Consider the following 13,125-nt stretch of genomic DNA (forward strand, 5'->3'; position numbering starts at 1 on the left):
CGCTACGGACCTATGAAGGCTGCGTTTTTCCTGGGAGTCCCACACCTAGGAGGACGAGGCGCACCTCCGGCGAAGCACCGAAGGCCGCGCGGCCACCAGCGGGGCCACGGCGCCCAGTCGCAGCAGCAAGCGGCTCAGCCACGGACTGCACCCTCCCAGGACCGCAGCCGCCCGCCCCAGCAGATCAGACGCACGCAGAAACAGCGGCTCACAGCGCGCAAGAGGCATACCGTCGGCACCCTGGGAATTATGCGCAAACGGAAAGGCCGGGAAATGGTCGAAAAGCCGCACGCGAGGACGCGGAAAACGTGTGAGAGTGGGCTCTCGATTCGCCGGAACCCCGGCTAGGTACGGACTTCTGGCGATCTCCCGTCCGGAATTCCGGGGTAGGAGTGAGGAATGAGCGGCAGCAGTCCGGGGTGGGGCGCGTGCCGGTCCCGCCGGCGTACACGCGTGTCCCGAGCGGGAGACGGTGTTCCGGCGGTCTCCTGGTTCAGGCGCCGCGTCCGGGATTCTGCTGGTGAGGTGCCTCGGGTGCGCTGAGGGAGCCCAGCAGGGCCAGACCGTCGGCGGCGGCTGAGCCCGGCTCGGCCTGCAGGATGATGAGCTGCTGTCCCGGGACGCTGCGGATGTTGAGGGCCTCGTGCCTCAACTCCAGGTCTCCCACGACGGAGTGGTGAATCTGCTTGACCTCATAGGGCGGGACCCGGGTGTACTCGCGTGCCCATAGCGAGCGGAACTCACCGCTGCGCACCGACAGTTCACCGACCAGCTCCAGGATGCGAGGATCCTCCGGCGCGCTCGCGGCGGTCTGCTGAAGGTCGGCGACCGCACGATCACGGGCCCGCTCCGGGTTCCGGTAGAAGGTCTTCGCCGCGGGGTCCAGGAAAAGCATGCGCAGTACGTTGTCGTGCTGCGCGAAGTCGCGGTAGAGAGCGTCAGCCAAGGCGTTGGTGGCCAGCAGGTCCTGGGCGTGGCCGATGATGAAGGCCGGAGTCCGGGTCCAGCTCTCGATCAGTTGCCGCAGGTGCGGGCGGACCCGCTCGACCCGGGAGGGAGACTTCGTGCGGCGGGCTGTCGGCTGGGCCAGACGGAGCAGTTCCCTCTTGTCCTCGTCCCCGAGACGCAGTGCGCGGGCGATGGCCTCCAGCACCCTGTGCGAGGGGCCGAGTTCACGGCCCTGCTCCAGTCGGCTGTAGTAGCTCAGGCTGACACCTGCGAGTGTCGCGACCTCGTCCCGCCGCAGGCCGGGCACCTTTCGCCGGCCCGCGCCGGACAGTCCTGCCGCGGCAGGACTCAGGCGCTCTCTGCGGGAGCGGAGGAACTGACCCAGCCCTCCAACCGGGCCAGGGTGTGTGTTGTTGTCCATGCCGCCAAGGCTAGGCGGAGAACGCCAGGCAAAGGTCGGCCGACGGTGGGTGCGTTACACCCAGGATCACGGGCCCCCGATGTGGAAGACGCGCGGCGACGCCGGGAGTCCGCACGGGCGCCTCGCGAGGGTGACGTCCGAGTAGCCAGGGCCCCTCTGCAGTCCCCGGCCGACCGGCCCCGCCCGCCACGAGGCCGGAAATCACACCAAACAAGCACGCGGCTACCCTGTGTGAAGAGCTTTCGGCCTGGCGTCATGGTGTGAAGCCCGAAGCTCCCGTCGGCTGAAAAGCATCTAGTCTTGCCGCATGAGCAATGGGACACCTTTGGGTGATTTCCTCAGAGCCCGCCGAGAAGCCCTGAAGCCACACGACGTCGGTCTTCCCGAACACGGGCGACGCCGGGTGCCGGGACTGCGCAGAGAGGAAGTCGCACTGCTCGCCGGAGTCAGCTCCGACTACTACATCAGGCTGGAACAAGGACGCGAGAACAGTCCCTCGCCGCAGGTCCTCGATGCCGTGGCGCAGGCGCTGAAACTGGACGCGGAGGCTGCCGACCATCTCAACCGTCTCTGCCTCACCGCCTCGCAACGCCCGCGCGACTGGGGAGAGACGGACGTCAGCCAGCAGCTGTTGCAGCTGATGGACGGATGGGACCACACTCCGGCCTTCGTCGTGGGCCCGGCCCTCGACATCATGGCGGCCAACTCCCTCGCCAGGGCCCTCCACGGCGGGTTCGAGAAGTTCGACAACCTCGCCCGCATGGTGTTCGTCGACCCCGCCGGGCGCGAGTTCTACCAGGAATGGGAGCGAGCCGCGCACTCCTGCGTCGCCGAGATCAGGGCCGCCTACGGCCACGACCCCGAATCGGCTCGCATCGCCGAAGTCGTGGCGGAACTGTCCGTCCAGAGCGAGGAGTTCGCCGGGATCTGGCAGATGCACGAGGTCAAGAGCAAGTCCCAGGAAGGCAAGCACCTCAAACACCCCGACGTCGGAGACCTGCACATCAAATTCGCGGCGTTCACCGTCAACGGAGACCCGCACCAGCAACTGGTGGTCTACCAAGCCGAACCGGCCAGCCCGACGGCCGCCGCCTTCGAGACGCTCAGGGCCATGGCCGCCCAGCCGAAGCAGACCCCGGCGGCCGGGCCCGCGGTCGACCTCGCCGTCAGCGAGCAGTCGTAGTGAACATGAGCATGTGAGCGGCGATGGAGGCAACGCGGCCTTCATCGCCGTGTTTGTCCTTCCTGGACGCGTTCTGGACGCAGGTTGGACACAAGGATCGGAAAAGACCGACAAGGACAGGGAAGAGATACGGCGTCAAACCCCATCTGACCTGAGAAAACGGCAAAGATGAGCGTAGGTCGACAAGGGCCGCCAAGATCCTCAAAGGACTCATAATCCGTCGGCCGTGGGTTCGAGTCCCACCCGCCCCACCTGTGCAGGGCTGTGACCTGCGGAAACCCACGGCACCCATCTCGACCATTGGACTGCAACGCCGGCGGTAACCAGTCCTGGGACTGGGACACGGACAAGCAACTCACCGTCCACGGCAACACGTGCATGACGGTGGGAGGCACCGGAGCCACGGCGGGGGACCCCGTGGTCATCACCGACTGCACCGGCGCGGCGGCACAGCAGTGGAGCGTGAACGCGGACCTCTCCATGACCAGCGTCGCAAACCGCGGCACTCTGCCTGGACGCGGCCGGAGCGGGCACCGGCAACGGCACGGCGGTCGATGGCTGGTACTGCAACGGCGGCAGCAACCAGCAGGGGACCAGGAACTGACGCCGGCACCTGTTGCCTCGGCCATTGACTCGGAGCACTGACTCGACACTGATCGGAACCGTCAGCGCCGTCGCGCTTCGCCCTACGGCGAGGCCGGCGGCGCTCCGGTGCTCGCGCGGATCATCAGCCGGGCCGGGACCGAGGCCCTGTCGATCCGGGTTGCCCGGTGCCAATGAGGATTCCTTGCGCTTGTGGGGCCGCCGCGGAGATGTCGGTGAATCAGGTGACCGGGACGGCGTCGAACACGCTGTGGTACGTGCGGACGTGAGCCGATCCTGTGAGGCGTTCGATCAACGCCCGGTAGCGGTCCAGGACGTACGCCTGGCGGACCTCTTCTTGTGCAGAGGCGAACGACTGGTGCGGGAAGTCGCCGCGGTGGGCTGTGAAGTAGGACCTGAGGGCGCTGTCCGGCGTGGTGATGGCCCGCGTGTCGGTGAGCCTGTCCCGGAGGGCGGCGGCGAGGTTGTTCAGGACGTAGGTGAAGTAGTTCGACTCGGTGTACTGCACTGGGCCGTAGATGACCTGGTGAGCGGCTACGGCATGTCGGCGACGGGCGTTCTCCCTCTCCCAGTTGTGCAGGAAGGAGCCGTACCCGGAATCCGCCACCAGACCGAACTGGTGGGCCAGGTTCAGCTCGACGGTGGCCCGGGTGACGTCGGCGAGTGCCCGCTCGCGGAGGTATGAGGCGGGTGTCTGGCCATCGTGGGGAGTGGTCCAGAAGTGAGGGCCGTCCGCGGTGCCGAACCTCTGCCGGAAGTGGGTGAAGGTCGCGGCCCTCTCCTGGCCGAGGTAGAGGGCGAACTCCCGCACCGGAATGGGCTGGCCGTCGATCGTGGCCACGACAGCCGTGGCCGGTGGAGCCGGTTGAGTGGGTGGCCGGCCGTGCCGCATGGCGGGCAGCAGGACCGCTGCGGTGATGGCGGCCGCAGCCACCAGCGCGGCAACGGTGATCAGCTGGAGCGGCACGCTACGGCGTGCCATGGCCGCCCGGGCTGCCGGGCGGGCGGAGGCGGCTGTGCGGCGTCGGCCGCTGCGGCTGCCGCGCGGACGGTCTTGCGCCGGTTTCCGGGGCCGGTGCCGGTGCGTCGATGTGCTCATCGCCGACTCCTCTCTCGTGGGGCCGTCCGAAGGGGCACGGGCGCCCGACCCGGAACACCTGCCTTTGTGCCCCGGGCGGGCACCCGTCCTGTCCCGCCGCTGGTTCAGCCGGCGGCGAGGGTCTGGATCTCAGCGGTGCTGAGAACCCTGTTGTAGAAGTGGACGTCGTCGATCTGGCCGTTGGTGAAGTCCACCGGTCCCTGGTTGTAGGTGCCTGCGCCGATGAGGGTCGCGCCGTTCGCCTTCCAGGGGGAGGTGAACGACGTGCTGCCCTGGAGGGTGCCGTTGACATACAGCGAGATCGTCTGTGCGCTGCTGTCGTACACGCCGAGGACGTGGTACCAGGTGCCCGTCGTTGCCGCGGAGCCGGCCGTCACTGATGTGGCCGCGGACGCGTTCGCGTCGGAGGCCCGGGTGACGAAGGTGAACTTGCCTCCTGACAGTTGCAGGTAGAAGGGGCTGACCTTGCCGCCGACGAGGCTGGCGAAGGTCTGGTTGTTGCCGCTGACGGAGTTGAGTTTCACCCAGGCACCGACCGTGTAGCTCTGGCTGGTGTCGATGACCGAGGAAGGGATGACCGCCATGGTGACGGCGGTGCCGTCGAAGCTGAGCGCGTTGCTGCCGATCTTGCCGCTGCCCGCCCAGGTGGCGTTGCCCTCGGTGTAGCCGTCGTCGGTGTTGCCGAGCACGTTGGTGACGGTGTGTCCGCTGCCCTCGTCGAGCTGGTAGTAGCCGGCGGCGCCGGTGCCGAGGGCGTACGCCTCGCGGGCGGTGATCGCCCGGGTGATCATGCGTACGTCGTCGATGGCCCCGTTGGCGAAGTCGACGTTGCCACCGTTCCACTTGGCCCGGCCGATCGTGGTGTGGCCGGTGGCCTTCCACGGTGAGGAGAACGCCGTGGTGCCCTGGAGCTGGCCGTTCACGTACAGCGCGATGGTGTGGGCGCTGTTGTCGTACACGCCGGTCAGGTGGTACCAGGTGCCGGTGGCGGGGCTGCCGCCGGTGACCTGCTTGAACGTGGCGCCCGTCGAGTCGGCGCTGCGGACGGTGAAGGCGAAGGTGCCGCCCGACAGCTGGAGGTAGAAGGGGCTGATGGCCGAGCCGTCGATGCTCGCGTAGGTCTGGTTGCCGGTGAGGCTGTTCGGCTTCACCCAGGCGGAGACCGTGTAGCTGCCGCTGGTGTCGACGGCGGTGGTGGGGATGTCCACCCAGGAGTTGCTCGCGCCGGTCAGGCTGACGGCTCCCGTGCCGACCTTGCCGGTCGTCCAGGATGCCCCGGCCTGAAGGGTGCCGTTGTTCGCTCCGCCGGTCAGGTCGGCGGTGGCGGTACCGGAGCCCTCCTCCAGCGGCCAGTACGCGCCCGCCTGAGCCGTGGGTCCGGAGACGGCCGGGCCGTTGTAGGCGCCGATGTTGGGCGCCGCGGTGGCGGAGACGGTGTTGCCGAAGTAGTCCAGGCCGCCGTTGGACGAGATGACCGCGCCCGCGCCGAGGGCGGGGGAGCCGCTGCGCAGCTTGTAGACCGCCGCGGAGGACCGGCCCGTTCCGCCGGCGCCCGGGTTCACGAACAGCGGGTCGGCGGTGATCTTCGACGAGTCGGCCGGTTCACTGGCGGGATGGTTGCCGTAGAACAGGTTGTGGGTCCACGTCGTCCTGGTGGTGGAGTAGCCGCCGGTGCCCAGCTTGTAGACGATGTTGTTCGAGAAGGCGACCGTGCTGTTCGGGGTGCCACCGGTCACGCCACCGTTGTCGCCCTCGCCCATGTAGATCGTGTTGTTGTACACCTGGGTGGTGGTGTTGCTGTCGACGCCGCCCATGCCGGGGAAGACCGCGTTGGAAGCGCCGTCGTTCTGGCTGATGTTGTAGCGGATCACCGAGCTCTTCGCGCCGAAGCCGCTGCGGCAGCACCACTCCGTGAAGCCGAACGGGTTGTCGTGGCTCCAGTTGTACTGGATGACGGTGCCGGTGTTGTTGTTGTCGATGTCGAAGGCCTGGCCGTCGACGAAGTTGCGGTACTGGCGGGAGACCTCGTTGTTCTGGAACACCGCGTTGGTCGTCCAGCCGTTCCACAGACCGGCGCCGGAGTAGCGGTAGCCGTTGTCCGTGGCGACGTTGTTCTGGATGACCGGTGAGGCGCAGAAGACGCAGACGATGTCGTTGCCGCCCATGTCGGTGAGCGTGTTGCCGTCGATGACGACGTTGGTGGTGTTGATGTTGTGGTTCAGGCCCACGAGTGAGCCGATGTAGATGCCGCCGGCGTCGTCGCGCGTCAGCGTGTTGTTGCTGATCTGGACGTCGTCCCAGCCGCTGGTGGTGTTGTTGTCGGTGACGTCGAAGGCGATGCCGGAGGACTGGCTCGGCTGCACGGGGTTCTGGACGTTCGCCCAGTAGCCCTTCACGTCATGGATGTTGTTGTTCAGGATGTGGATCCCGGCGAGGATCCCGGTGGTGTCGTTCTCCAGCTGGATGCCGCTGCGCAGGGCCGCACTGGAGGCCGGGTTGGTGATCTCCAGGTTCTGGATCGTCCAGTACTGCTGGTCCTTGAGGTAGATGGTGGCCGCGGCGCCCCCTCCGCTGAGGATGGGAGCGGCACCGGATCCGTAGCTCGCGATCACGACCGGGTTGCCGGAGGCGCCGGATCCCTGGGGCTGGAGTTCGCCGGTCCAGGAACCGCCGGCCTGGAACAGGATCTGGTTGCCGGCCGTGAACGTCGTCGCGTTGACGTTCGTGAGCGTCTTCCACGGGGTGCTGGTGCTGCATCCGTCGTTGCTGTCGCTGCCGGACGACGACGAGATGTAGTACGTGGTGCAGGTCGCCGCGTGGGCAACCGTGCTGGGGAGGATCACCAGTCCCAGCGTGGCTGCCGCGCTGCCCAGGGCCGCCAGGAGGCGGCGTGGCCATCTTCGCATTGCGTTCCTCTTCGAACGGAGCGGATGAGTGGGGTGGAGCAGACCGGTGCGCACGCCGTGCCGGGCGAGACGGGGAGGAGGGCGCGCCGAACGCACCGGTCGATCTGAGGGGGGCGGCGGGTCAGCTGGGCAAGGCGGGGCTCAGCCCTTGACGGCGCCGCTGAGCAGGCCGGACATGATGTGCCGCTGGACCGCGACGAAGAAGACCACCATGGGGACCAGGGCCATGACGCTGAGGGTCAGGAAGGCCGGCCAGTCGACCTGGAACTGCCCGACCGAGGTGTATACCTCCATCACGATCGTGCTCTTGGCCGGGTCGCTGAGGTACACGTTGGGGTTGAGGAAGTCGTTCCAGACCCACATGGTCTGGAACACCGCGACCGTGGCCAGGATGGGCCGGATCAGCGGCAGCACGATCCGCCAGAAGACCTGCCAGGGACCGCAGCCGTCCAGCCGGGCGGCCTCGATGACCTCGAACGGCAGGGTGGCCATGTAGCCCTGGATGACGAACCAGCAGAAGATCGAGCCGGCGCTGTAGACCAGCACAAGGCCGTTCAGGCTGTTGACCAGGCCCAGTTTGACGAAGATCTGGTAGACCGGGATCAGGGTCGACTGGGTGGGCACGACGAACGCGAGCAGCAGGAGCTTGCCGAAACGCCGGTTGAACCTGGTGGGGCGGATCGTCAGGGCGTAGGCCGCCATGGCGCCGATCAGCACCATGAGGGCGACCGAGAACACCGTGACGTAGAGGGTGTTCGCGAAGGCCGCCGCGACGGGGACCTCGTTCAGGACCCGGCGGTAGGTGGAGAAGTCCGGCGAGCTCGGCAGTGCCAGCGGTGAACCGGTGGTCTGCGCCTGCGACTTGAGGGTGTTGACGAGGACGTAGTAGAAGGGCAGCGCCATCACCGCCGAGACGGGCAGCATGTAGGCGCTGGTGAGCCAGCCCCGGGTACGCAGCCGGGAGAGGATCGCCGTCACCGGAACCTCCTTTCCAGCCTGCGGGTCACCGAGAGCTGGAGGGACAGCACGGCGGCGACCGCGATCAGGAAGATCACGCCCAGTGCGGCGCCGAGCCCGTAGTCGCCCTCGGCGATACCGCGTTGCACGAGTACCTGGGTGATGGTGTAGGTGTCGTAGCCGGGGCCGCCGGCGGTGAGGGTGAACGGCAGGTCGTACACCCTGAGACCGTTGATGAGCAGCAGGAACTGGCTGACCGTCATGGCCGGGGCGAGCAGCGGCAGCGTGATGCGGAAGAACTGCTGCCGGGGCGTTGCCCCGTCGATGGTGGCGGCCTCGTAGTAGTCCCGCGGGACGGACTGCAGGTAGGCGAGGTAGAGGACGGCGTGCCAGCCGGTCTGTGCCCAGACCCCGACCACGATCACCGAGACCTTCGCCAGGGTGTTGTCCGACAGCCACGGCACCGGGCCGACTCCGAAAAGGCTGCCCAGTACGGAGTTGATCACCCCGGAGGACAGCGGCGACAGGACGAACGTCCACACCAGGCCGAGGATCGCCATGCTGGGTACCGCGGGGAAGAAGAACGCCGCACGGACCAGACTCCGGCCGGGGAAGCGGCGGTTGAGGATCACCGCGAGCGGGATGGCCAGGACGGTCACGATCAGCGTGGTCGCCACCGCGTACAGCAGGGTGAAGCCCAGGCCGGTCAGCACCGAGGGGTCGGTGAAGATCTGCCGGTAGTTCCGCAGCCCGACCAGGTGCCGGGTCGGTGAGGAGCCGCTGTAGTCGGTGAAGCTGTAGTACACCGACTCGGCGAGCGGCACCAGGAACAGCACCACCAGCACGAGGGCGATCGGCAGCAGGAACGCCTGCGTGGTCAGCTGCTCGCGCAGCCGGCGGCGGGCGGGGCGGGCGCCGCCTGGGGCGGTGCCCGCGCGTGCCCGAGTGGGGAGGTCGGAGGTCTGTATGGCCATGAGGGCTGTCGCTTCCCGCCTACTTCGCGTCGAGCTGCTTGAGCTTCTTGTCCAGCGCGGCGGGGATGTCCTTGGGCTTGACCGACCCCTGGACCATCTGCTGCATCTGGGTGTTGAACTCCTGGATGAGCTCGTTGGAGTGGCGCGGCCAGGCGACGACCGGGAGGTAGATCTTGCCGGAGCGGGCGCCGAGGGCCTGGTTGGTCACGCTCTGCGCGAAGCTCGGCGTGTAGTCGCTGGTGGTGGTGATCGACCCGCTGGACTTGCCGTACGCCCCGACGGCGGCCGGGCTCGCCAGGAACTGGAGGAACTTCAGGGCGGCCTCGGGGTTCTTGGCCTTGGCGTTGATCGCGTAACCCGGGCTGGCGGCACCGGTCCAATAGCTGGTGCCCTTGTCGATGCCGGGGATGGCCTCGGTCTGGAAGGACAGGTGGGGGGCGCTCTTCTGGACCGTGGGTACGTTCCAGGTGCCGGCGCCGAACATCGCCACCCGCCCGTTGGCGAACTCGCTGACCACCTGGTCGCTGGTCAGGCCCAGCACCGCCTTGGGCGTCAGCTTCTCGGTGTACAGCTTGCAGTAGGCGACCAGCGGTTCGGTCCAGGTGTCGGCGAAGGAGGCCTTGCCCGCGAAGATGTCGGAGTCCGGGAAGCCGCCGTGGTTGTCGAAGTACCCGCCGAGCAGGCCCCACAGCGCCATGAAGTTGCCGTCGTGCGCGGAGTCGTAGTACGGGGCGATCCCCTTGTCCTTGAGCTTGCCGCACAGCTTCAGGAACCCGTCCCAGCTGTCCGGCAGCGCGTCCGCCCCGACCTTGGCGAGCAGCTCCTTGTTGTACATGATCCCGCCGGCCCAGGAGGAGATCGACAATCCGTACACCTTGCCGTCGACCGTCATGAAGTCCTTGTTGGCGGAGTTCATGGGCTCCAGGAACTTCTGGCCGGTCAGGTCCTTCACGAAGCCGCCGCCGACCAGCTGCTTGTCCTCGGCCGTGAGGATGAAGACATCGGCGCCGGTGTGGGCCTGGAGGCGGGTCTGCAGGGTGGACACGTACTGCGGCACCGGAGGGGCGTAGGAGAAGGATACGGAGGTGCCGGTCTGCTTGGTGAACAGGTCCAGCACCGGCTTCATGACGGTCTGCGTGTCCCAGGAGAAGAAGGACACCGAGCCCTTGCCGCCGCCGCCACCGCTCGCCGCGGTGCTGGTGGAGCAGGCGGAGGCACCCAGCGCGGTCCCGCCGAGGACGGCGGCCATGAGGCTGCCCTGTACGAAGCGTCGTCTGCTGAGCTGGGGGGTGCTGTTGTCGTTGTGGTTGATGGACATGGTGGTTCCTCTCGGGGAGCGCGCGGGGTTCGGTCGGTCCGCTGAGCGCGGGTGGGCCAGGACCGGGGCGGAGGGCCCGGGGCAGGGTGGGAGGTACTGGGTGGTACGAGGGCGGGGCGCCAGGAGCGGGGGCTGGTGGCTGGGTCGGAGTGGAGGTGGCAGGCGAGGCGGGTGTCAGGGGCTGGACATGAAGGGGGTGGTGGCGGGGGCTGGGGTCGAGGAGGGGCCGAGGTACGGGTGGGGCCTCAGGTGGATCGGAGGTGCTTGGCGGGGCGGGTGTCAGGGGCGGTTGCGAGGCTCATGGCCGAGGTGGGGTGGCAGAGGCGGGAGATGAAGGGGTCAGGGGCCGGGTGCCGAGGTCGGGCAGGGCAGGGCGTGGAACGGGACGATGTCGCGATCGAGCAGCAGTCGGTCGCTCTGGGAGGTGAGCCGGGCCAGCTGCACCACGGAGCGGCGCTGGGCCGGTCCGTCGCTGTCCGGGGACTGGGGGTCGCGGTCGGGGTGGGTGAAGTAGAAGATCCAGGCCGCGTCGGGTCCCGCGACGACGTCGGCGTGGTGTCCGACGCCCTGGTCGTCCTCGCGGGTGCCGGATCCGTCGAGGATGCGGCCCGCCGGGGTCCAGTCGTCGAGGTCGGTGGAGCGGAACACGTCCTGGCCGTCCCAGCAGTCCACGACCATCCAGTACCGGCCGTCCAGCGCGAAGACGTTGGGCCCCTCGTGCGGCCGGTGCTCCAGTACCGGGCCCCGGACCCGCCAGTCGTACAGGTCGGCCGAGTCGGCGGCCCAGGTGTGCGAGCCATGGGCCTCGTCCTTGTACCACATGCGCCAGCCCGAGCCGTCGGGCAGCGGGTGGACGCAGGCGTCGATGACCCGGCGTGAGCTGAGCGCCACCGGTCCGGCGTGGACCCAGTGCCACAGGTCGCCGCTGGTGTAGTGCAGGATCCGCCGGTCGTGGCCCTCCCAGCGGTCCGGCACACCGCGGATGTAGCTGACGTACATGTGGAACACCCCGTCGGGCGCCCGCACGATCTCCGGGGCCCAGAAGGTGTTGGTGCCGGGTTCGAACGGGAGGCTCTCCAGTACCCCGCGGTAGAGCCAGTCGCGGCCGTCCGTGCTGGTCGCGACGCCGATCGCGGTGCCGTGCACCCAGGCGACGCCGGGCGCGGACACGTCGGAGCGGCGCTGTGTGTAGAACATCCACCACTGCCGGCCGTCGTACTGCACGACGGGATCGGTCGGGCCCGCGTGGACGGGGTCCTCGTACAGCGGTGCCGGGGCGGGAACAAGGGAGGCCATGACGACCTTCTTCTGCCGGCGACAGCCGGCTTCGTCGGGAGGATAGGCCGAACGAACCGGATGAACCGGGTGTTACGGCTGGGTGAAGCGGGATCAGGATGTCCGTCGGGTACATCGTCGTCAACCCTCAACGGTTGGTCTTTTTTCAGACCGACATCAAACGGCACCCCTGATCATCCTCGCCGTTTCCATGATCTCCGCAGGTCACGACCGCCGACTTCGTCGCATCCTCCAGTCTTGAGTCGCGCCGCGAGGAGAACCTTTCGTGGATCATCGGCCTGCCCGACCTTTGACAACGATGAACCTCGATGCGAAGCTCACCTCACCTCACCTCACCCCACCCCCGCAGACGAGGAGACAGGTCCCCGTGCCTCAGAGCACCCACCGCGATCACCAAGCCACAGGTACGGCACAGCCGGCCCTAGGGGCGGGGCCCGAACGGCCCGCCGGCTACCTCTTCGCCCACTTCGCCGGCGAGCACCGCCCCGACGGCGAGCGGATCCGCTTCGCGCTCTGCGACAACCCCCGCATGGATCGCTGGACGGAACTCACCGGCATTCCCCCGCTGGCCCCCGCGGGCGGAGGTGCGCGGGATCCGTTCCTGGTGCGGGCCGCGGACGGCAGCGGGTTCCGTCTGCTCGCCACCGATCTGCGCATCCACGGTGGCGAGGACTGGGAACGGGCGATCGCGCACGGCAGTCGCGACCTGTTGGTGTGGAGCTCGGCCGACCTGCGCGGGTGGGACGGGCCGCACCGGGTCGAGGTCATGCCGGAGCAGGCCGGGTGCGTCTGGGCGCCCGAGGCCGTTTACGACCCGGGACGGGAGGAGTACTTGGTGTTCTGGGCCTCCACCGTCTACCCGGACGACGACCCGCGGCACGAGAGCCCCTCGTATCAGCGCATGTACTGCGCGACCACCAAGGACTTCCGCACGTTCGGCGACTCGCGTGTCTGGGTGGACAAGGGGTACCCCGTCATCGACTCCACCGTCGTGGAGGACGACGGATGGTTCTACCGGTTCACCAAGGACGAGCGCCTGCCCGGCACGCCTGACGCTCCCGACGCCAAGTTCGTCTTCGTCGAGCGCTCCCGGGACCTGAGGGCCACGGACTACGAGCCCGTCGCCCAGGGCGTGGGCCGCGGCACCGATGAACTGCCGGGGCTGGCGCACGCCGAGGGGCCGATCGTGCTTCCGGCACCCGACGGGCGGGGCTGGCTGCTCCTGCTGGACGAGTTCCTCGGCCGCGGCTACGTGCCCTTCCGGGCCGACCGCCTGGACAGTTCCGTGTGGCTTCCCGCGGCCGACCCGGAGTTCTGCGTACTGCCTCCAGGGCTCCGCCACGGGTCGGTGCTGCCGCTCACCGAGGCCGAGTGCGCGGGGCTGCGCAGCCCTGCCTCGGCCGGCGTCTAGGGTTCGGTC

10 protein-coding genes are annotated in these 13,125 nt (G+C 68.3%); 3 read left to right on the top strand and 7 right to left on the bottom strand.

Annotated elements, in window-relative coordinates:
* Positions 1 to 493 precede the first annotated feature (493 nt).
* Entirely contained in the window at positions 494 to 1,369 is an 876-nt protein-coding gene (locus tag AQJ46_RS11990; RefSeq protein WP_059205538.1) for a helix-turn-helix transcriptional regulator, read from the bottom strand.
* 307 nt (positions 1,370 to 1,676) lie between these two features.
* Between AQJ46_RS11990 and AQJ46_RS11995 the strand changes: the two genes are divergently transcribed.
* The gene (locus tag AQJ46_RS11995) at positions 1,677 to 2,552 is read left to right on the top strand and encodes a helix-turn-helix transcriptional regulator (RefSeq protein ID WP_059205539.1); all 876 of its coding nucleotides are present in this window, start codon (positions 1,677 to 1,679) and stop codon (positions 2,550 to 2,552) included.
* A 264-nt stretch (positions 2,553 to 2,816) separates the two neighbouring features.
* The gene (locus AQJ46_RS12000) at positions 2,817 to 3,197 is read left to right on the top strand and encodes an RICIN domain-containing protein (protein WP_225887306.1); all 381 of its coding nucleotides are present in this window, start codon (positions 2,817 to 2,819) and stop codon (positions 3,195 to 3,197) included.
* A 178-nt stretch (positions 3,198 to 3,375) separates the two neighbouring features.
* Here the strand turns inward: AQJ46_RS12000 and AQJ46_RS12005 are convergent, their stop codons facing one another.
* The 6 genes from AQJ46_RS12005 to AQJ46_RS12030 all read right to left on the bottom strand — a co-directional run bounded on the left by AQJ46_RS12005 (position 3,376) and on the right by AQJ46_RS12030 (position 11,705).
* Positions 3,376 to 4,254: a hypothetical protein gene (locus AQJ46_RS12005; RefSeq protein ID WP_159064016.1), complete on the bottom strand. Its 879-nt coding sequence runs from the start codon at positions 4,252 to 4,254 to the stop codon at positions 3,376 to 3,378.
* A 104-nt stretch (positions 4,255 to 4,358) separates the two neighbouring features.
* Positions 4,359 to 7,160 carry a LamG-like jellyroll fold domain-containing protein gene (locus tag AQJ46_RS12010; protein WP_059205542.1) on the bottom strand — a complete coding sequence of 934 codons (2,802 nt, stop codon included), beginning with the start codon at positions 7,158 to 7,160 and terminating at the stop codon, positions 4,359 to 4,361.
* Between the two features lie 141 nt (positions 7,161 to 7,301).
* Entirely contained in the window at positions 7,302 to 8,138 is an 837-nt protein-coding gene (locus AQJ46_RS12015; RefSeq protein ID WP_208616917.1) for a carbohydrate ABC transporter permease, read from the bottom strand.
* Positions 8,135 to 9,091, bottom strand: a complete 957-nt coding sequence (locus AQJ46_RS12020; protein ID WP_079072227.1) for a carbohydrate ABC transporter permease — start codon at positions 9,089 to 9,091, stop codon at positions 8,135 to 8,137. Before AQJ46_RS12020 ends, AQJ46_RS12015 begins: the two co-directional genes overlap by 4 nt.
* 19 nt (positions 9,092 to 9,110) lie before the next feature.
* On the bottom strand, positions 9,111 to 10,409 hold the full coding sequence (locus AQJ46_RS12025; RefSeq protein ID WP_059205543.1) for an ABC transporter substrate-binding protein: 1,299 nt from the start codon (positions 10,407 to 10,409) through the stop codon (positions 9,111 to 9,113).
* 339 nt (positions 10,410 to 10,748) lie between these two features.
* Complete coding sequence (locus AQJ46_RS12030) at positions 10,749 to 11,705, bottom strand: glycoside hydrolase family protein (RefSeq protein ID WP_059205544.1); 957 nt, start codon at positions 11,703 to 11,705, stop codon at positions 10,749 to 10,751.
* Between the two features lie 367 nt (positions 11,706 to 12,072).
* On the opposite strand from AQJ46_RS12030, the gene AQJ46_RS12035 reads away from it, so the two are divergent.
* Positions 12,073 to 13,116, top strand: a complete 1,044-nt coding sequence (locus tag AQJ46_RS12035) for a glycoside hydrolase family 43 protein (protein ID WP_059205545.1) — start codon at positions 12,073 to 12,075, stop codon at positions 13,114 to 13,116.
* Positions 13,117 to 13,125 lie beyond the last annotated feature (9 nt).

This window comes from Streptomyces canus (assembly GCF_001514145.1).
GTDB lineage: Bacteria > Actinomycetota > Actinomycetes > Streptomycetales > Streptomycetaceae > Streptomyces > Streptomyces canus.

Excerpts from the sequence above, each read along its gene's own strand:
- AQJ46_RS11990 (WP_059205538.1), bottom strand. The coding sequence starts at position 1,369 with ATGGACAACAACACACACCCTGGCCCGGTTGGAGGGCTGGGTCAGTTC.
- AQJ46_RS11995 (WP_059205539.1), top strand. The coding sequence starts at position 1,677 with ATGAGCAATGGGACACCTTTGGGTGATTTCCTCAGAGCCCGCCGAGAA.
- AQJ46_RS12005 (WP_159064016.1), bottom strand. The coding sequence starts at position 4,254 with ATGAGCACATCGACGCACCGGCACCGGCCCCGGAAACCGGCGCAAGAC.
- AQJ46_RS12010 (WP_059205542.1), bottom strand. The coding sequence starts at position 7,160 with ATGCGAAGATGGCCACGCCGCCTCCTGGCGGCCCTGGGCAGCGCGGCA.
- AQJ46_RS12020 (WP_079072227.1), bottom strand. The coding sequence starts at position 9,091 with ATGGCCATACAGACCTCCGACCTCCCCACTCGGGCACGCGCGGGCACC.
- AQJ46_RS12025 (WP_059205543.1), bottom strand. The coding sequence starts at position 10,409 with ATGTCCATCAACCACAACGACAACAGCACCCCCCAGCTCAGCAGACGA.
- AQJ46_RS12030 (WP_059205544.1), bottom strand. The coding sequence starts at position 11,705 with ATGGCCTCCCTTGTTCCCGCCCCGGCACCGCTGTACGAGGACCCCGTC.